Genomic DNA, 20463 nt, shown 5'->3' on the forward strand with positions numbered 1-20463 from the left:
AAATAACTAACTAGTAATAAAATGTTTTTTTACTAAAATTTTTTCAAGATTTGTATGCTTTATATAAACAATATTGATTTAAAAAATATCTGGATGTAGCTAAGTAAACAATTATTGAGAAACTTTTTTGTCGTATTCTATCAAAAGGAAGAGGTAGAAACAAAGAGAATAACGAGAGTTAAGAAAGAGGGTATACAACTAGTAACCTTCTAAAAATAGGGCTAACATCTTTTTAAAATAAAAGATTAGCTATTATTAAGGAAGGGAAAATATAAAATATTATAAAGAACACCTTCTTTCAAAAAAATAGGGGGAGTAATATGCGACTGATGAGAAGATGTGTGGCCTTACTAATTGTATTTTTTATCATGGCTCCAACGATTAGCACAAATGTACAGGCAGAAGTTGTAAAAGAGCTTGGAAAGGGGTTTCCTGATACAGAAGTATTCACACCTGGAGAATGGTTTTTAGGCCAAAAACCTGCTAATTATGATGAGAATAAACCGCCAATTCTCTTTGTACAAGGAAGAAATGGTAATGCTGATAGTTGGTATGGAAAGACAGTATATCATGATATAAATGATATGTATGATTATGCTTTAAAAGCAGGCTATCAAACAGTGTTTATACAATTGTATGATGCTGCGGGGAAAGGTTCGGCTAGTCAGTGGGATAACGGAAAATTGTTAGCACAAAAACTGGAAGAAATATATAATCATTTCGGTAAAAAAGTTAATATTGTAGCGCATAGTAAAGGTGGTATTGATACACAAGCCGCATTAGTTGAATATGGTGCGAATCGATTTGTTGGAAATGTTATTACACTTGCTACACCGCATCACGGCTCAAATTTAGCAGATTTGTCATATAGTTGGTGGGCAGGGTGGCTTGCTTCTATATTAGGTCAAAAAGATGATGGTACGTACTCGTTACAAATAGGTGAAATGGCAAAGTTTCGTTCAATAATAGATAACAACCCAGCAGCTAAATTAAACCGTTACTATACGGCTACTGGAACTAGCTGGGGGCCAACATTTTCTGCATTATCTATGGGTGGGTTATATTTATCATCGTACGGTTCAAATGATGGACTAGTAAATGAATGGAGTGCCAAGCTATCGTACGGTACACATTTATTTACAGATTCCAGATTTGATCATGACAATATAAGAAAAGGATCAGCTGTTTTTGCACGAATTGAACCATATTTACGTACGACAAATGTGGGATTACCAGCTTTAGTAGCATCCAGCACTAGTTCAAATGAAAATCTAGAACAATTAAATACAACTTCAAATCAAAATATTTTAGGAGGCGAATTACCACAAAATCAGTGGATAGAGCAAAGTATTTCTGTTGATAAAAAGGCTGAAGGAATAGTTTCTGTACTAACTGCTTCTTCTGATGTTGAAGTACAAATGGTATCTCCAAAAGGAAAAACCTATGCAAATAAAGATAGCGCTATAACTACTAGTGAAGGCGAATCTTTCTTTAATGGGGCGACAATTAGAACATTTAAGTTTGATAAATTGGAAGTAGGCGAATGGAAAATCAAAATGATGGCGAAGCAGTCGAAAGATGCATATTTAGTTGTAAGCGATTACAATGGTGGCGCGCCATTTGTTCTTCAAATGCCTACAAAAGTTAAAGTAAATAAACCTGAGTATAAACTGAAAAAATCACCTGTAGCACCTGAAATGAAAGGGGATCTTTCCATAACAGTAAGAGTCGTTAATAAAGAAGGTAAGTTAGTCTCTGAATTTAATGAATTACAAAATGTTAATACGAATACATTTACAGGTGCTTTGAAAGATATAAAACAACCGGGAGTATATAACGTTACGATGGATATAAAAGGGATGAATAAAGAAGGAAAATCATATAATCGTACGATTGTTAAGTCGGTTTATGTAGAGAAATAAGGAAGAATAAATAAGTATAATAAAAAAGTGCAGAAATCTTGTGTTAGAAAGAATTCTGCACTTTTTTTGCGTGATGAAAGATAATAAAAGTCGAAGAAAACTGTTATTCAATAAAAAAAGATGCTGAAATAGCATCTGAATGTAAAGAAATAATATTAACTTAGTTTTGTAACTGTTAATTCAACTGAATTTATACCATTGTCACAAGTTGCAATACTTTGACGATTAAAACCACTATTATTTCTAAGTTGAAGAGTTGAATTAGCAGGCACTGTAACAATCGTTTCGCCAACAAGTTGAAGACATTCGTTATTTGATGAAGTATTCATTTGAATAGCGAAGTCACCTTGACTATTAGCAAGTGGATTATTATTTAAAAATATGGTTATGACTGGGATATGTGGAAATACAGGATTTAAAGTAGTATTAATACTGGAAATGAACGAAACTCTATAATCACCAGCTTGTCTAAAGTGTATAGTAGTGGGATTTAGTAAGGAAACGCCTCCTGCTAAAGGTCCAACGTGATTAAATGGAAAAGGATCGCCAAAAGGAACAGTTATAAATTCAGTTTGCCAAAAAGTTCCGTATGCAGGACAGCTTCGTTTATGTGAATGGTCACATGAACATTTTTTATACGAGTTTGAAGAATGATAGTATGAACCCAATATATTACCTCCTATTCTTAATAAATTTAAACCACATAGTAGTTTATGAAGGTGAATCACAATTGGCGTGTATGCTTGTACTATAAAAGGAGATAGATGTGGAATATAAAGTGGTCAAATGATGAAATGTAGTATTTGGGTATTACCTGTAACACCTTTTGAAGATGATAAGGTTCATAATTTGATAGAAAAATAAATGGAATTTCTAAATAGATTGAAGTAATGAGGAAACGTTTATCCCGCTATTTTCCGAGCAGTAAGACTCCCATCTCAAAGTTCAGCGAAAGCAAAGAAGTTAGGTGGGGATGAACAAAACCCCCACTCATTAAAGTTTCACTTTACTATATTAATTTCGTCTGACAAACAGCAATATTATCTTTCGCTGTATGGATGTTATCATTTGGTGAAGTTATGGCATTTAACTGTATGTATATTAGGTTATTCAGTTTATTTTTTTATTTGCGTAGCTGAGCAGGAAGAAGTCAGAAAATATAGAATAATGTACATATGAAGCATCGTTTGTTTTTGGTGTGAATAGTAATTAAAGATACGCTAAAATATTTAAAATTGTAACGAAAGAGAGATTAAATAATAGAGGGAGCAACTTACATGGAAAATATATTAAAGGTATCTTCAAAATCAAGCCCAAATTCAGTCGCGGGTGCAATAGCGGGTGTACTAAGAACAAGTGGTAATGTGGAAATTCAAGCGATTGGGGCTGGAGCTATAAATCAAGCGATTAAAGCAATTGCGATTGCAAGAGGGTTCGTCGCTCCAAGTGGTATTGACTTAGCCTTCGTACCAGCATTTCAAGAGATTTCTATCAATAATGAAGAAAGAACAGCGATTAAATTAATTGTAGGCCCTAGAAAGAAAAGGTCTTAGTAGAAGAGAGTGTTACTATAAGGGGAAAAGACCAATAGACTTCCCATGTTAGATATGTTATTTTATGTAACCGATCCTTGGGTGTGGACATGGCATTATGCCGGACGCATGTCTGTTAAGTTCTCCTTAAACTTAGCGAGTGTTCTAGATACTTAAAAATGCCAAATCCTTTATGATATAAGGGATTTGGCATTTTTGATGTTTTAAAAATAAACACCCTTAAAACTGCTCATTTTTTTCCCAAGATTCAACGATATAATGAGCAATCGTCGGATTGAAGCCTTTACCAACTAAAAACATAATTGCAGCAACTTCTGTTAATGCGTGTTCGTGTGATGTATGTTTTGCTTCATTTAAACCGTAATCTACCCATGGTTTTACGAAATCTAGTACAGGTTTCTTGAAAGGTAAAAACTGTGTACCGACAACTTGTTGAATTTGTTGTTGTGTTGGTTCAGTAATTGGTCCAGGTGGTAAGATTTGTGGTTGTGTAATGTCTAGTGTTGGTCCGGGCGGTAAAATTTGTGGCTGAGTTGGATCTATTGTTGGTGGTTTAGGTGGTGAGACACGTGCGTCGTAGTTTGGTTGATACATTTGTTGTTGATATTGTGGTTGTTGTGGTTGAGTTGTGTATGGGTTTTGTGGTGCTGCATATGGATTTTGTTGATATTGTTGTTCTTGGTTTTGCGGTGCTACATATGGATTTTGTTGATATTGTTGTTCTTGGTTTTGTGGTATTACATATGGATTTTGAGGATATCGCTGTTCTTGATTTTGTGGTGCTGCATATGGATTTTGAGGATATTCATAATTTGGACGTGTGTCATATGGATTTTGTTGAAATTCAGTTTCTTGGTTTTGCGTTGTTGCATATGGGTTTTCGTCATATTGTTGCTCTTGCTGTTGTAACTCTTGTTCTTCGTATTGTTCTGTGTATCTCTGTTCTTGTTGTTGAGGATACAATGGTTGCCTTGGATAAGGCGGTTGATTATTATAGAACATGTTTATTCCTCCTTCATGATGATGCCTACCACCTAGTGTATGGGCGGACAAGAAAATATGTGATGAAAAAATGCGGGCGTGTTACAATAAGTAACTGGGTGAAGATAAAATGACAAAACAAGAAAAAATTCAAAAAACAATTACTTTTGTAAAACATATTTTAGAAAAAGATGCGAGTGGGCATGATTGGTATCATATTGAACGTGTACATAAAATGGCGATTTCTTTATCTGAGCAAGAAGGTGGAAATCGTTTTATAATTGAAATGGCAGCATTACTTCACGATGTGGCAGATGAAAAGCTAAATGAAAGTGAAGAAGCAGGAATGAAAAAAGTTTCTGATTGGTTAGAAGAGCTACGTGTTGAAGAAGAGGAAAGTAAACATATTCTTCATATCATCGCCAATATGTCTTATAAAGGTGGCCATGGCGGCACAGTAGAGTCACTTGAAGGGAAAATTGTTCAAGATGCGGATCGTTTAGATGCTCTTGGTGCAATAGGAATTGCTCGTACATTTGCATATGGTGGGGCGAAAGGGAGATTAATGTATGACCCAACTATTCCGCCGCGTGAAGAAATGACGAAAGAAGAGTATAGAAAAAATAATGATCCATCTTTAAATCATTTTTATGAAAAACTTTTGAAATTAAAAGATTTAATGAATACGAATGCAGCAAAACAAGAGGCTGAAATTCGTCATCGTTATATGGAACAGTTTATTGAACAATTTATGAAAGAGTGGAATGCACAAATATGAAAATGTTAACTGTGGAGAACTTATCAAAATCATATGGAGAAAAGCCGTTATTTGATGGATTATCATGTAGTATTACAGAAGGACAACGTGTCGGAATTATTGGTGTAAACGGAACTGGTAAATCGACATTATTAAAAATTATTGCAGGATTAGAAGCTCCTGATACAGGTGATATGACGCATTCACGTGGGTATACAATTAGTTATTTATCACAGCAACCAGAGTTTGATGAAAAACTGACAGTATTAGAGCAAGTGTTCCATGGTGATACACCTTTAATTCGTCTTCTTCGTGATTATGAAAAAGCACTATTAAATATTGAAAAAGATCCAAGTAATGAAAAAGTACAGGAACAATTATTTGCAGTGCAGCAACGTATGGATGCAATGAGTGCATGGGAAGCAAATGCAAATGCGAAGTCTCTTTTAACGAAATTAGGAATTACGGACTTCACTGCAATTGTTGGGAATTTATCTGGTGGACAGAAAAAACGTATTGCAATGGCACAATGTTTTATTGAAACACCGGATTTATTAATTTTAGACGAGCCTACGAACCATCTTGACCATGAGACAGTTGAATGGTTAGAAGAATATTTAGCGAGATATACAGGTTCGGTATTACTTGTAACCCATGATCGTTATTTCTTAGATCGTGTGACGAATCGTATTTTTGAATTAGATAATGGTAAACTATATAGCTACGAAGGAAACTATAGTACATTTTTAGAAGCGAAAGCACTTCGTGAAGAGCAAGAATTGGCACAAGAATCGAAACGCCAAAATTTATATCGTCGTGAACTTGCTTGGATTCGTCGTGGTGCAAAAGCCCGTTCTACGAAACAAAAGGCGCGTATTCAGCGTTTTGATGAGCTAAAGGCACAAGAAGGACCAGCTGCAAAACAGTCAGTTGATATTGCACTAAGCGGAAGTCGTCTAGGAAAGAAAGTACTTGAGTTAAAAGATGTAACGAAAAAATTTGGCGATAAGACGGTATTACATAATTTTAATCATATTGTGAAACCGGGTGATCGTATCGGAATTATTGGGGCGAATGGAAGTGGGAAATCTTCCCTATTAAATATGCTTGCAGGTAAGTTATCTCCTGATAGTGGTGAAGTGGAAGTAGGACAAACTGTAAAAGTTGCTTATTATACGCAAGAAAATGAAGAGATGAATTTAAATCAGCGTATGATTGAATACATTAAAGAGATTGCAGAAGTTATTCATACGACAGATGGAAAAGTAATTGGTGCATCTCAAATGTTAGAACGTTTCTTATTCCCGACGCATTCACATGGTACACCACTTGGTAAACTATCTGGTGGTGAAAGAAGACGTTTATATTTATTACGTATTTTAATGGGAGAACCAAACGTACTTTTACTTGATGAACCTACGAACGATCTAGATACACAAACATTAACAGTACTAGAAGATTATTTAGAAGATTTCCCAGGTGTCGTTTTAACTGTATCGCATGACCGTTACTTCTTAGATAAAGTAGTAGATGAACTGTTCATCTTTACTGGCGGAGGCGAAGTGCGTGAGTTTCTAGGTAGTTATACAGATTATTTAGAAATGGAAAAAACGAGAGAACTTATGGAGAAAGCGGAAGTTCAAAAAGAGAAAAAAGTTGTAGAAGAAGCTCCAAAACAACAACGTAAACGTAAACTTTCATACAATGAACAGCGTGAATGGGAAACGATTGAAGATACAATTGCCGAACTTGAAGAGAAAATTGAGTCAATTGGAGAAGAACTTGCGAAAGTTGGATCTGACTTCACAAAGGCACAAGAATTATCTGAAGCACAGCAGAAAACAGAAGAAGAGCTTGAAAAAAAGATGGAAAGATGGAGTGAACTATCAGACATCGTTGAAGGATTAAAATAAAAACAAGCTGCATATATTGAAAAGTAAAGAGAAAAACTTTACACTATTGGTAGAACCTATTTTAGGAGGGAAAAAATGAGAACATCTAATCCAATGTTGAAAAAAGAGGCATTCCGTAAAGAGGGAGCAAGTGCTTCTGCGATGACGATTGGCGGAACAGTAGGCAAAACGTTCATTATGCTTATCTTGCTACTTGCAACGTCTGTCTATTCATACATACAGATGATGCAGGGGACGATGAAGATGCCAGTATTAATTGGTGCTTTAATCGTTGCGGCAATCATCGCATTTGCGTCTATGTTCTTCCCGCGTATTTCACCTTTTGGTGCACCAATCTATGCAGCGGTAGAAGGGGTTGTGTTAGGAAGTATTTCAGCAGTTTATACAATGAAATTTGGCGATTCTATCGTTTTAAATGCTGTATTACTAACAATCTCAATTCTATTTGCAATGTTAGTGTTATATGCAACACGCGTAGTAAAAGTAACGGATAAATTCCGTACAGGCGTGATGGCAGCAACACTTGGAATTATGGTTATGTATTTAGTCGTATTTCTACTAAATATGTTTGGTGTAACTGTTCCATACATTCACCAAGGTGGTACAATCGGTATTATTATTAGTGCAGTTGTTATTGTAGTTGCTGCATTAAACTTATTACTAGATTTCGATTTAATCGAAAATGGTGTACGTAGTCAAGCTCCGAAATATATGGAGTGGTATACTGCGATGGGATTAATGCTTACATTAGTATGGTTATACTTAGAAATTCTTCGTTTCGTTTCGTACTTTACGAAAAATGACTAATAAAAAAATCCTGCATGAAAAATGCAGGATTTTTTTATTTTCAAAGATATATTGAATGTATGGTATAATATGGATGATAGCAACTTGAAGTGAAGGAGATGGAATATGATGAAAGAGAAGAAAGGGATTATGAAAAAACTATTTTCTAAAAGTTTTTTCATAGAACTAGATGAAGCTTTAACGTATCCATCATCAAAAGTTATTACTTCAGCGATTGAAGGATATGCAACTGAATGCAATGAAAGACTAAAATTTGAGAGTAAAGTTAAACCGATTACTTTCTACTTAGAAAATGCAATGTACCGTGCTGAAATAAAGATGGCTCGCGGAGGATATTACATATCTTGTACTGAAGTGTAATAAATTTTGAAACCATACATGTTTGAACTATGTATGGTTTCTTTTTTTGTTTTGTAAGGTCTAAAATAATACTTTTTACTTACGGATATATCATTTTGTGCTTTTTACCATTCAAACATTTCTCCTTACAATGAAGAAAAACATGTGAGGTGGTATAACTTATGATGAATCGAGTTGTATTAATCGGTAGATTGACAAAGGAGCCAGAATTATACTACACAAAACAAGGCGTCGCTTATGCACGAATATGTGTTGCGGTGAATAGAGGATTTCGAAATAGTTTAGGTGAACAACAAGTCGATTTTATTAATTGTGTCGTTTGGCGCAAATCGGCTGAGAATGTAACTGAATATTGTAAGAAGGGGTCGCTCGTTGGGATTACAGGGCGTATTCAGACTAGTAATTACGATGATGAACAAGGCAAGAGAATATATAGAACTGAAGTTGTGATTGAGAGTATTACCTTTTTGGAGAGAAGGCGGGAGGGGGCATTGTAATAAAAGGTGATTTTAAGTAATAGCTTCGGAAAAAATTGTGGAAAGTATTTTAATAAACTTAATGGATAAAAAATAAAAATCATCGGAAACGAAAGCTTTTAAAATCCCGTTCCTAATTTAAAATATAAAAAGAATGAAATAGTATGGTAGCGGGAAGAAAGTAGTAAAATTAAGCATCCGAGTAGGAGTATAGAGTGATAACATGTTACAATACAGCTAAGAACATGCAATAAAGGAGAGTTTTTTACGTGAAGATTAAAGCAATTGAACCGACGCCAAGTCCAAATACAATGAAAGTTATTTTGAATGAAGTATTACCATCAGGAGCACGTAATAATTATACAAATGAAAATAAAGAACAAGCACCAATGCAAGTGCAAGAAATTTTGAAAATTGAAGGCATTAAAGGTGTATATCATGTAGCCGACTTTTTAGCAGTGGAGCGAAATGCGAAGTATGACTGGAAAGTTTTATTACAACAAGTTCGTGCTGTTTTCGGCGAAGAAGTATTGGAAGAAAGTGAAGAACAACAACTTGCTCATTTTGGAGAAGTGAAAGTGTTTGTTCAAATGTTCTTTACAATTCCAATGCAAGTAAAGTTAACAGATGGAACGACGGAAGAACGTGTTGGTTTACCAGATCGTTTTAAAGAATCAATTATGAAAGTGCAAATGTCTGCACCAAACGTTGTAAAAGAGCGTAAATGGGTAGAACAAAGTACACGTTACGGTAATTTTGAAGAAATTGGGAAAGAAGTAGTGGAAGAGATTGTTGCTGCTTATTCAGAAGAACGTGTAAATGAAACGGTTAAAGAATTATTAAATCAAGCGGGTGCTGTTGAAGTAACGATTCAAAAGCGTGAGCCATATAAAGTAACAGAAGAGATGATGAAAGATTCTGACTGGAAAAACCGTTTTGCAGCATTAGAACAAATGGATCCTACTGAAGAAGATATTCCAGTGTTGAAGATGGCGTTAGATGATGAAAAAGTTTCAATACGCCGCTTAGCAACAGCGTATTTAGGTATGGTAAAAGGTGATGAAGTATTACCGTTATTATATAAAGCGTTGTTAGATCGCTCTGTAAGTGTTCGCCGTACTGCAGGAGATTGTTTATCAGATGTAGGTGATCCGGCAGCGATGTTCGTTATGATTAAATCTCTGAAAGATCCAAGTAAATTAGTACGCTGGCGTGCAGCGATGTTCTTATTTGAACTTGGAGATGAAAGTGCGATTCCAGCATTAAAAGCAGCGCAAGATGATCCAGAGTTTGAAGTAGCGATGCAAGCACGTCTAGCATTAGAGCGTATTGAAGGCGGAGAAGAAGCAAAAGGTTCTGTATGGAAACAAATGACGGAGTCACGTAAAGGGGAATAATGTATGATTGTTTTCTATGATAGTTGGTGTCCGATGTGTACGGCCGTTGCAGAACGTACGAAAAAATTAGATAAAAAGGGTAAGATGAAATTTGTTTCATTTCGAAATGAAGATGTAGTTGAGAAGTATGAGCTTTCTCAAGAACTACAAAGTAAGATGGAACAAAGACTGTATATTTTTAAAAATAATAAGTGGTATGACGGTATTCAGAGCATAGATGTATTAGCAAAGGCCGTTCCATCTTATTGGTTTGCAGTTCCTTTTATAAAGCTATCTATCGTACTTGGTTTTGGAAGTAAAGTATACGATTATATCGCTAATAATAGAAAACTTGTTCCAGTGGGACATTGCCGCGGTGGGGTTTGTGAAATCCCTACAAAAAAATGAAATCATCGTTATCTTTCTTTTGCACCTATTAATAGAGCGTGATATGATGAATTTGGAATGAAAGTTGAAGGAGAGATTACAAGATGTCAAATGCTTATGAAGAATACATGCGCCAAATGGTAATCCCAATGCGCCAAGAGTTAGTGCGTTCTGGGTTTGAAGAGTTAACTACAGAAGAAGCTGTAACAGAATTTATGGAAAATACATCAGGTACAACTTTAGTAGTTGTAAACTCTGTTTGTGGTTGTGCAGCTGGTTTAGCACGTCCATCAGCAGGTCAAGCGGTTGTTCGTGCTGAAAAACAACCTGATCATCTTGTAACTGTATTCGCAGGTCAAGATAAAGATGCTACTGCAAAAATGCGTGAATACTTCGGAGAAATTCCTCCATCTTCACCATCTATGGCATTATTAAAAGGAAAAGAAGTTGTTCACTTCATTCACCGTCATGAAATTGAAGGTGCAACTATGGACGAAATTATTACGAACTTAGAACAAGCTTTCGAAAAGAATTGCTAAAGAAGGGGGAGAGTAAATCTCCCTCTTTTCTTTATATAGAGGTGAAACAATGATCGTAACAACAGCAGGAAGAACGAATAAAGAAATGACAGATTATGCAAACGAGGTAGCAGCAGAATTAAATGCTTCTTTCGTTAAACGTAATGACATACCGGTACATAAGCTACATGAGCAGTATGAACAAGATGTGCTTGTCGTAGGGAAGAACCGATTAGCTATTTATCCAAAAGGTACGGAAGAATCGTTTTTCTTTCATCCGAACTCAGCGATGTTTCGTGTGAAAAGGTTAATGCGTGGAGAACACGATCCGTTTGTACAAGCTGCTAAATTAGAGAGCGGAATGACAGTGTTAGATTGTACGCTCGGGATGGCATCAGATAGTATTGTAGCTAGTTATGTTGTTGGGGAAAGCGGAAAAGTAACAGGACTTGAAGGCAATGAGTATATGGCTTATATTATGGAAAATGGTTTGAAAACATGGTCTTCATCTGTTTCTGAAATTGATGAAGCAATGCAAAGAATCCAAGTAAAGCAAACGGAGCATTTTTCATTTTTAGCGCAATGTGAAGACAATAGTTACGATGTCGTTTACCTTGATCCGATGTTTGAAGAAACTGTCATAGAATCCGATGGAATTAAAGGATTAAAACACTTCGCTTTGTATCATGATATTACTGACGAAACAATTGCGGAGGCAAAACGAGTGGCGAGAAAACGTGTCGTTTTAAAAGATCATTTTCGTAGTTCTAGATTTGAAAAACACAATTTTTATGTATACAAAAGAAAAAGTGCTAAGTTTCACTTTGGTGTAATTGACCCTTGCTAATTGTTTGAAAAGATGTATAATAAGCAATAATTAATTAAATATACTGTCTGTGATGAAGAGAGTAGTCTTTTTTAGAAGGAAAGCGAGCTAGGGATGGTGTGAGCCTAGTACGGAAGAAAAAGATGAAGCGCACTTCGGAGATGCTTCTTGAACGAATAGTAGAGAAAGCCGAGGCCCCCTGTCCTCGTTATAAACGGGAAAGTGGTTCGTAACGAACAACAAGGGTGGTACCACGGGTTAAAACTCGTCTCTTTTTTAGAGACGAGTTTTTTGTATTTTAAAAAATAAGGAGGTTGTATCATGGATTATAAAATGCAGTTTGCGGAAAGTTTATCTAATATTTTCACGAATGAATTAACGCAAAAACAAATTTTAGATTTAATTGAAACACCGAAACAAGATGAATTTGGAGATGCAGCGTTCCCATGCTTTTCATTAGCGAAGCAATATAAAAAAGCACCAGCTCTTATCGCAAAGGAAGTTGCTGAGAAATTCAATGATCCGTTTTTTACGGAAGTAGAAGCCGTTGGTCCTTATGTAAATGTATTTTTCAATCGTGAAACTGTAAGTGATGCAGTATTAAAAACAGTTTTAGCGGAGAAAGAAGAGTTCGGTCAAAACCACTTTGGCTGTGAAAAAACAGTAGTAATTGATTATTCCTCTCCTAATATCGCGAAACCTTTTTCGATGGGGCATTTACGTTCTACAATGATAGGAAATTCGCTGAAACATATAGCTGAAAAATGTGGCTATGAAGTTGTAGGGATTAATTATATAGGAGATTGGGGAACACAGTTTGGAAAGTTAATTACGGCTTATAAAAAATGGGGAAATGAAGCAGTTGTTAAAGAAGATCCAATACGTGAGCTATTTAAGTTATATGTCCAATTCCATGAAGAGGTAAAAGACGACGAAGAACTAGAAGAAGAAGGACGTGCTTGGTTTAAGAAACTAGAAGAAGGTGATGAAGAAGCGGTAGAACTTTGGAATTGGTTCCGTCATGAGTCCCTTAAAGAATTTTCTCGCATTTATGAACTTCTCGGCGTAGAATTTACTAATTTTCAGGGAGAAGCATTTTATAATAATTTAATGGAAGATTTTATTGGGATTTTAGAAGAACATGAGTTGCTTGAAGAATCAGAAGGTGCATTAATCATTAATTTAGAAGAAGAAGGAATGCCGCCTTGCTTAATTAGAAAATCAGATGGTGCGACGATTTATGCAACGCGTGACTTAACGGCAGCTTTATATCGTCAAAACACTTATGGGTTTGATAAAGCGCTATATGTTGTTGGTCCAGAACAAAGCTTACATTTCAATCAATTTTTCACCGTATTAAAAAAATTTGGCTATACTTGGGTTGATGGTATGGAACACGTACCGTTTGGCTTCATTTTAAAAGATGGTAAGAAAATGTCGACACGTAAAGGAAGAGTTATTTTACTTGAAGAAGTACTCGAAGAAGCAATCGAACTTGCAAAACAAAATATTGAAGAGAAAAATCCAAACTTAAAACAAAAAGAAGTAGTAGCAAAGCAAGTCGGTGTTGGTGCAGTCATCTTCCACGATTTAAAAAATGAGCGTATGCACAATATTGAATTCTCATTAGAAAACATGCTGAAATTTGAAGGAGAAACAGGCCCGTACGTACAGTACACACATGCACGTGCTTGTTCTATTTTAAGAAAAGAAAGTGTAGAATTTGAAACATGTACATTTGCTTTAAAAGACGATCATAGCTGGAGTGTCGTAAAATTACTAAATAAATTCCCGCAAATAATTGGAGCAGCTTTCAATAAAAATGAGCCATCGATTATTTCGAAATATATATTAGATGTAGCACAATCATTCAATAAATATTACGGTAATGTTCGTATATTAGAAGAGAGCAAAGAAAAAGACAGCAGACTCGCATTGGTTTATGCTGTGACGGTTGTATTAAAAGAAGGATTACGTTTACTTGGGGTGGAGGCACCTGAGGAGATGTAACATAGTAGTAAACTGACAAACTGGGTCTAGTATAAACCTGGTTTGTTTTTTTATTGGATATATATTTTTTTTGCAAAATCAATTAAAATCTTTTTAGAGAGGGTGATTCATATTGATTCGAACTTTTATTTTACAAATTCCTTGTCATAGAAGATTAGATAGGAGTTTTTTTAAACTACAAAAGTACATACCTTTATGTGCACGTTGTACAGGCATGCTTATTGGTATTTTAATGTTTCCAATTTATTTTTATATGACACCTTCATTTCTTTTGGCAATCATACTATCATTTTTCGCTCAAATTCCGTTACTTATCGATGGGTTCACCCAAAAGTGGAAATGGAGAAATAGCTCAAATTTGCTAAGAATAACTACTGGTGTATTAAGCGGTAATGGTATGGGATTATTCATTTCCTCTAGTGTTATATGGATATTATCTTAAGATATATAGTAATGGAGGTATTTACATAGATGTTCTGGATTTACTTAATTCTAATTTTTATTTCAGGCGGAAGTGGAATTGGTTTTATGACTCAAAATAACTATACAGAAGCAATAATAGCTTTTGTTATTTGTATACTATTGTTTGGGCTACTGTATTATTATCTTAAAAGAAACAAAAGAAAGAGAAAAGCAGATTGTGACGATTTAGACTGTACGGATTGTTTTGATTGTGATTGTACTTGTTAAATTTTTCTTCCAAATAAAAAGCTAGTGTATTATTAAAAATACACTAGCTTTTTTGCTTTGAAATTTTAAGAAAAGTGTAGGAATACGGCTATTATATAGAGAACTTTAGTTTTGTATATAAAAGGAGGCGTTAGATGTTGGAAACATATGATTGGAACAATAAACTAACATATTTAAAAAACACGAGAGATTTATATTACAACGACGATTATGTAAGCTTTTTAGTAAATACAGTTTGGAAGATTACTAAGGCTGTACATATCGTTGATTACGGTTGTGGATATGGTTATTTAGGGTTAGTATTAATGCCATTACTCCCAGAAGGTTCAAAGTATACAGGTATTGATAGTGGAGAAACATTATTAGCTGAAGCTAGAGAGTTGTTTCGTTTACTTCCGTATGATTCAGAATTTCTTGAAGGAGATGCTACAGAAATTGAACTGAACGATAAATACGATATAGCAATCTGTCATGCTTTCTTATTACATATGACTACTCCAGAAACAATGCTACAAAAAATGATACATTCAGTTAAAAAGGGTGGAAAAATAATCTGTTTTGAACCACATTGGATTTCTAATATGGCTTCTTATTTACTAGATGGGGAGAAACAATCGGAATTTATTCAGCTAGGTGTTTTGCAGAAATTATTTGAAAGTGATACGCAAAGAAATGGTAAAGATGGCAATATAGGCATTAAAATACCGATATATTTAAGTGAATTAGGTGTGAAAAATATTGAATGTAGAGTAAGCGATAAAGTGAACTTTTTAGATTCAAATATGCATCACAATGATAAAAACGATTTGTATCAATCATTAAAAGAAGAGGGGATTGCAGGTGATCCGGGTGATAAGCAACAATTTGTAGAACGTTTAATAGCCAGAGGATTAACATATGATAATGCGCTAGCTCAATATGAAGCTGAACTACGATTTTTCAAGGCATTTCATCTTCATTCTTCTTTAGTATATGCTCCGAATATGAAAATTACATTTGGTGAAATAGAATGTTGAAAGATAGTGATTTATTAAGGATTGCTACCTTCAATATATGGAACCATAATAGTCTTTGGTTGGAGAGATTAGAAGCTATTTGTGAGGAAATTTGAATTATTTCTCCACATATTCTTGCTCTACAGGAGGTTAGAAGTTGTGTTAATTTGAATTCAAAGAAAAATGTTGCACAGTATATAGCGGGTCAAATAGAGTATCCGTTTTGTATATTTAAGGAGTACCCTGATTTAATGAATGAGAAAAATGTCATTTTTTGTTGGTAAGTCGATATTCACCGTATAATCGTCGATATAATTTCATGTACTGTTTTTAACTAACAAAAGATAGGATACACATGTTACGTTATTCTATATAATCAAACAAAATACAGAGAAAGACAATCATTTTTACTATATTTTGTTATAAATTTGAATAATATTAATTAATACCATCCATTATAAGAGATTTTAGTTGAATACATACTATATGGTGTGTAAAATCTAAGCAAGTAGCAGTATAAATATAAATTCGAGGTGAATGCATGCTAGATTTTAAGCAGTTAGAAACTTGTTTAAAAGACAAGAGATTTGTAGATGGATTACAGGAAATAAATAATGAAATTGCATATATAAAAGAAACGAATACTTTATCCTATGTGAAGAATTGGCTTGCCAATATTCCTTCGCATAAGGAGTTCGATATATTAATTCGTCTTACTGATGAAGGGCTTATGCACCAATACAGTTCATTCCTCATTCGTTACGCTTATAAAAAATTCCCAAATATGAGAACGCTCTCTTTATATTGTGATGAGTTAATTGATGAGCGGAAAATTCTTGAAGCAGAGCAGCTGTTAAAAGAAACTTTAGAAGAGAGTAATAAAGAAGAAATAGATGCAGATTTTTTAGCGAAAACATATTTTACGTTAGTACGATGTCTTTTAGAAATGAAACGAAACGAAGAAGCGTTAATGTATATGCAAAAAGCAGAGGAGTACAGTGCACGCGCAGTGTTTGATAAATGGGGCTACGTTTATATGCATACAGGTGAATGGGAGAAAGCGGAAGAACAATTTATTGCTGGCATGCAGCATGAAGATTGTGAAGAGTTATCTACCTATTTATTATCACAATTGTATGCGAATAAAGGAGAACAAAAACGCGCGATACAGTTAATCGATGATGCAATTGTAAAATTCCCACAAGTACCATATTTTCATTTTGAGAAGATAAAGTATTTATTAGATTTAGAGCGATATGAAGAGATGTTAGCGGTAATAGATAACATAAATACTCAGCTGCCGTATCATGCCTATAATACTTACTTTGTACATTTACGTGCAGAAGCACTGTACAAAATGAATAAATTTGCAGATTTACAAAAACTATTAAAAGAAGAAAAGAGTTTAAAAGAATCTTTATATCATAATTTAGAAAAAAATCCGGATGGAAAAAAGGTTCACTTGCCGATAGTTCCTATTGTACAAAAGGATAATTATTGTGTTCCGACAAGTTTAGAGATGATGTTGCGTATATGGGGAGAGAAACGTACACAAGATGAAATAGCAGAGTTTATTTTTGATATGACAGGTTCGAAGTTTTCAGATACTGTTTCTTATTTAGAAGAATTAGGTTATGAATATCGTTATTTTAAAGGGAATGAAGAGAATTATAAGAGACTGATTGACGAAGGAATTCCTGTTTTATTAAGTATAGATATTGAGCATGCTTCACACGTACAAGTTCTATCTGGATATGATGATACATTGCAAGCTTTCTATGTTCAAGATCCAAACTTTATAGAACCAGTTCTTGTGGAATATAGTAAATTACAAGAAAAATATCGTTATACAGGCTGTTTAGCAATCACGTTTGTTCCGAAAGAAAAGAAGGAGCAACTAGCGTTTCTAAGTGAGGAAGAAAATCGTTACTTTAAATCTATTTTTTCTCTTACGGATCATTTAGATGAACATGACAAAGAGGGGATTAGTAACTTAGTACAATTTTTAAAAGAAACGAGTGATAATCCAAATACGTGGTTATATACGATAAAGCACTTAGATGTTGAAGTAGATAAAGAATTTATTTTATATTGTATCGATAAGTTAATGGAAAAGTTTCCGAACTCGGACTTTGTTAAATTGCATGGTGCACAGTGTTTTATTCGTCTTCAAGAAGTAGAGAAAGCGGAGCAAATGCTGACAAGCGTTGAGAAGAAAAATAATCGTGCTTTATATCATTTAATAAACGGAAGATATGCTTTTGAGCAGGAAAGTTATATAGAAGCGATTTCAAGCTTTCGTTCATCGTTACAATTAGACGCAGATCAGCCTATTGCTTGGAGTTTTCTCGCTTTATCCTATATGTATATTGATCAATCTGAAAAAGCATTGCAATACTCTCAAGTTGCGTTAGAGCGTAGTCCTGAAAGGTTCACTTTAACAAATCACGGTTTAATATTAATAGATTTAGAAAGATATGAAGAAGCATATGAAATCTTTAATGACTTGTTAAAAGAGTATAAATATGAAGCGCATGTATGGTATGAACGAGCGAGATGTGCACATCAACTAGGGAAATTATATTTAGCAATAAAAGGGCTTAAAGTAGCGATTCGTTTGGATAGTAATGCACCTTACATTTATACGAAACTTTCGGAAATATACGAATCTGATTTGAAGGATGAGGAAAGTGCGAAAGAAATTTTATTAAACGGTATTGAGAATTGTGATGATAAAGCACCTCTTTACGTAAAATTAGGTGATTATCATTTTCAAAATGATAGCTTGGAAGAAGCAGAAGTATTGTATAAGCGTGCTTTAGAAGAAAATGATGAGGATGTTTATTCTCACTTCGGACTTACACAAGTTTATATGGCAAGAGAACAATATAAGGAAGCAAAAGAATATATACTTGGTCTTGAGAAGCAAATTGAAAAGAGCCAAGATTTCCTCATGAATGCAGGAATGGTTTTATGGGATGCTGAAATTGAACTTGGTGGAAATGAAGAAGGGTTTAAAGTAGCACTATCTAAGTTAGAAAATGGTATAAAGAAAAGTGATTATAATGTAGCAAGTGCGTTAGATGAATATGTGAATCGAATTAAAGGAACGGAATTTGTACAACGAGGTATAGCATTTTTAAGAACGTTACACAAAGAAAGAAATGAAGTAAGTGAGTACGGTTGTTATGCAGGTATTTTATATGAATCTATTGGACAGTACGGCCAAGCGATGAAAAGATATAATAAGGCGATAGAACAAATGGAAACGGTATTACCGTATTACCGAATTGGTGAAACACTTATGGCATTAGGGCAATTGACGGAAGCAAAACAAGCGTATGAAACATGTTTAGAGCTTGATGGGAATTTCGTAGGTGTACATTTACAGCTTGCGGAAATATACGAAAAAGAAGAAAACCGTTCTAAAGAACAAAGTCATATGGTTCAGGCGATGAAAGAAGAGCCGTTGCATATTAATATGGAATATTTAGCACAGCTTTCAGTAGATATGAATCTTCAGGAAGAATTGCTGACTGAACTAGAACAATTAGTGGACGAAGTACCTGAAATATGGCGTTTAGATGCGATTGCATATGTGTACGGAGCGATGAATGAAATAGATAAAGAACAAGCACAGGTTGAATACGCACTACAATTAGATGGTGAGCATATAGAAGTTCTATATCATTATGCAAAAGTATTAGTGAAAAAAAGAAATGTAAAAGCAATTGAAGTTGCAATGAAAGTAATACAAAAAGATTTTGATAATGAACGTATATTTGATGTTTATGTAAAAGCAGTAGAGCAACATAAAAAATTGTCTAACATACGAGATTTTCTTCATACGTTAAAGGTGAAAAAAGCAGAAAGGAGTACAGCATTCATGTATGCTGCAGCTGCGGTTACGGAAATATGGATTGAACGCCAGCTGCATGAACAGCCAAAACGATCTATCATTACGAGAGCTTTTTATCGTATGAAAAATCGTGCGAAAGAAATTTCAATGGTTACTATGATAATTGATTTATATGAAATCTCTTTAAAGTTAAATCCGAAAAATAGTATGGCAGCACAGCGATTTGCGCTATTTTATGAGAATGTAGAGATGAATAAAGAAGCAATAGAGATTCTGCACACGTCACTAGAAAATAAATGGGATTATGACGTAGCGAAGCAACTTGTAAATCTTTTCGTTGAGTGCGAGGAAGAAGATATGTTAAGAGATGCTTTGGAATTAACGAAACAAATGGTTCGAGAACTACCAGATGATTATGATACTCTTCTTCTGCAAGCACAAGTATTCTTTAAAACAGGGGAAGAAAGAAAAGCAGAAAAGATTATCTTACAATTAACAGAGCAAACACCGTTTGTAAGTAGAGCATTTCTTGCTTTAGGAGAAATATATCAAAGTCAAGAAAGGTTTGAAGAGGCAATTCATGTATTAGAAAATGCTTCTATACATCATCCAAATGAAACAGCAATTCTTCTTTCTTTAGCATCTTCATATCATGGTGCCGGCCAAACGATAAAGGCAGAAAAAATAACAAATGAAGTATTAATAATTGACGCGAGTGATTTGTTAGCAAGATATGATCGAGCTTGTTATTTAGCACAGTTAAATAGAAATGAAGAGGCGAAGGAAGAGCTTGAATTTGTCCTTCGTGAGGATGAATCGGGATTCTTTGCTGAACTTATTGAGGATGATGAAAATTTAGCAGCATTGCGAGAATTTGAAAAGTAATTGTATAAGAATAGGGGAAAAAGATAAGGATATATTTTGAATTAGTTGACAATTAGTTGCTAAATGGCATAAAATAACTTTTAACAAAGTATACAAATCTGAAGACGAGAAAGAGTAAAATAGTGAGCTGTTCTCCAGAGAGCCGGTA

General features: G+C 34.4%; 18 protein-coding genes and 2 other annotated features (1 of these 20 running past the window's edge). Of the genes, 16 read left to right on the forward strand and 2 right to left on the reverse strand.

What is annotated here, in order from left to right:
* Nucleotides 1–320: 320 nt before the first annotated feature.
* Nucleotides 321–1922 (forward strand): esterase/lipase family protein, encoded by a 1602-nt coding sequence (locus tag ACTL4X_RS10565; RefSeq protein WP_086693239.1) that lies wholly within the window; start codon nucleotides 321–323, stop codon nucleotides 1920–1922.
* Nucleotides 1923–2077: 155 nt separating this feature from the next.
* On the opposite strand, the gene ACTL4X_RS10570 is transcribed toward ACTL4X_RS10565, so the two are convergent.
* Entirely contained in the window at nucleotides 2078–2590 is a 513-nt protein-coding gene (locus tag ACTL4X_RS10570) for a hypothetical protein (protein ID WP_000536147.1), read from the reverse strand.
* Nucleotides 2591–3199: 609 nt separating this feature from the next.
* Here ACTL4X_RS10570 and ACTL4X_RS10575 point away from each other — a divergent pair.
* Nucleotides 3200–3475 (forward strand): stage V sporulation protein S, encoded by a 276-nt coding sequence (locus ACTL4X_RS10575; RefSeq protein WP_000427801.1) that lies wholly within the window; start codon nucleotides 3200–3202, stop codon nucleotides 3473–3475.
* A 219-nt stretch (nucleotides 3476–3694) separates the two neighbouring features.
* Here the strand turns inward: ACTL4X_RS10575 and ACTL4X_RS10580 are convergent, their stop codons facing one another.
* Nucleotides 3695–4477: a hypothetical protein gene (locus ACTL4X_RS10580; RefSeq protein ID WP_071740447.1), complete on the reverse strand. Its 783-nt coding sequence runs from the start codon at nucleotides 4475–4477 to the stop codon at nucleotides 3695–3697.
* A 109-nt stretch (nucleotides 4478–4586) separates the two neighbouring features.
* Between ACTL4X_RS10580 and ACTL4X_RS10585 the strand changes: the two genes are divergently transcribed.
* The 14 genes from ACTL4X_RS10585 (at nucleotide 4587) to ACTL4X_RS10650 (ending at nucleotide 20315) form a co-directional block, all read left to right on the forward strand.
* The gene (locus ACTL4X_RS10585; protein WP_000165966.1) at nucleotides 4587–5234 is read left to right on the forward strand and encodes an HD domain-containing protein; all 648 of its coding nucleotides are present in this window, start codon (nucleotides 4587–4589) and stop codon (nucleotides 5232–5234) included.
* Entirely contained in the window at nucleotides 5231–7126 is a 1896-nt protein-coding gene (locus ACTL4X_RS10590; RefSeq protein ID WP_000783160.1) for an ABC-F family ATP-binding cassette domain-containing protein, read from the forward strand. The genes ACTL4X_RS10585 and ACTL4X_RS10590 overlap by 4 nt, the downstream gene beginning before the upstream one ends.
* Before the next feature lie 75 nt (nucleotides 7127–7201).
* Nucleotides 7202–7933 carry a Bax inhibitor-1/YccA family protein gene (locus tag ACTL4X_RS10595; protein WP_001260655.1) on the forward strand — a complete coding sequence of 244 codons (732 nt, stop codon included), beginning with the start codon at nucleotides 7202–7204 and terminating at the stop codon, nucleotides 7931–7933.
* Between the two features lie 105 nt (nucleotides 7934–8038).
* Nucleotides 8039–8293 carry a DUF4318 domain-containing protein gene (locus tag ACTL4X_RS10600; protein ID WP_000975138.1) on the forward strand — a complete coding sequence of 85 codons (255 nt, stop codon included), beginning with the start codon at nucleotides 8039–8041 and terminating at the stop codon, nucleotides 8291–8293.
* Nucleotides 8294–8454: 161 nt separating this feature from the next.
* On the forward strand, nucleotides 8455–8790 hold the full coding sequence (locus ACTL4X_RS10605; protein WP_000982017.1) for a single-stranded DNA-binding protein: 336 nt from the start codon (nucleotides 8455–8457) through the stop codon (nucleotides 8788–8790).
* Between the two features lie 248 nt (nucleotides 8791–9038).
* Nucleotides 9039–10166, forward strand: coding sequence for a conserved virulence factor C family protein (locus ACTL4X_RS10610; RefSeq protein WP_000692564.1), 1128 nt, complete (start codon nucleotides 9039–9041; stop codon nucleotides 10164–10166).
* A 3-nt stretch (nucleotides 10167–10169) separates the two neighbouring features.
* A complete protein-coding gene (locus ACTL4X_RS10615) occupies nucleotides 10170–10553 on the forward strand; it encodes a thiol-disulfide oxidoreductase DCC family protein (protein ID WP_000634884.1) in 384 nt (127 codons plus the stop codon).
* An 83-nt stretch (nucleotides 10554–10636) separates the two neighbouring features.
* The gene (locus ACTL4X_RS10620) at nucleotides 10637–11071 is read left to right on the forward strand and encodes a BrxA/BrxB family bacilliredoxin (protein ID WP_000063706.1); all 435 of its coding nucleotides are present in this window, start codon (nucleotides 10637–10639) and stop codon (nucleotides 11069–11071) included.
* Between the two features lie 49 nt (nucleotides 11072–11120).
* Nucleotides 11121–11897: a class I SAM-dependent methyltransferase gene (locus ACTL4X_RS10625; RefSeq protein ID WP_000637455.1), complete on the forward strand. Its 777-nt coding sequence runs from the start codon at nucleotides 11121–11123 to the stop codon at nucleotides 11895–11897.
* Nucleotides 11898–11937: 40 nt separating this feature from the next.
* Nucleotides 11938–12152 (forward strand) — a binding site (T-box leader).
* A gap of 45 nt (nucleotides 12153–12197) precedes the next feature.
* Nucleotides 12198–13886, forward strand: a complete 1689-nt coding sequence (gene argS / locus ACTL4X_RS10630; protein WP_441395023.1) for an arginine--tRNA ligase — start codon at nucleotides 12198–12200, stop codon at nucleotides 13884–13886.
* A 112-nt stretch (nucleotides 13887–13998) separates the two neighbouring features.
* A complete protein-coding gene (locus ACTL4X_RS10635; RefSeq protein WP_000621474.1) occupies nucleotides 13999–14328 on the forward strand; it encodes a DUF2085 domain-containing protein in 330 nt (109 codons plus the stop codon).
* A gap of 29 nt (nucleotides 14329–14357) precedes the next feature.
* The gene (locus tag ACTL4X_RS10640; RefSeq protein WP_000498606.1) at nucleotides 14358–14576 is read left to right on the forward strand and encodes a hypothetical protein; all 219 of its coding nucleotides are present in this window, start codon (nucleotides 14358–14360) and stop codon (nucleotides 14574–14576) included.
* A 137-nt stretch (nucleotides 14577–14713) separates the two neighbouring features.
* Nucleotides 14714–15592 carry a class I SAM-dependent methyltransferase gene (locus ACTL4X_RS10645; RefSeq protein WP_042883750.1) on the forward strand — a complete coding sequence of 293 codons (879 nt, stop codon included), beginning with the start codon at nucleotides 14714–14716 and terminating at the stop codon, nucleotides 15590–15592.
* 520 nt (nucleotides 15593–16112) lie between these two features.
* Nucleotides 16113–20315 carry a bacteriocin-processing peptidase family protein gene (locus tag ACTL4X_RS10650; protein WP_086693036.1) on the forward strand — a complete coding sequence of 1401 codons (4203 nt, stop codon included), beginning with the start codon at nucleotides 16113–16115 and terminating at the stop codon, nucleotides 20313–20315.
* A gap of 92 nt (nucleotides 20316–20407) precedes the next feature.
* Nucleotides 20408–20463, forward strand: a binding site (T-box leader) (it continues 185 nt past the right edge of the window).

It is taken from the genome of Bacillus sp. RE35 (genome assembly GCF_052146655.1).
Taxonomy (GTDB): domain Bacteria; phylum Bacillota; class Bacilli; order Bacillales; family Bacillaceae_G; genus Bacillus_A; species Bacillus_A cereus.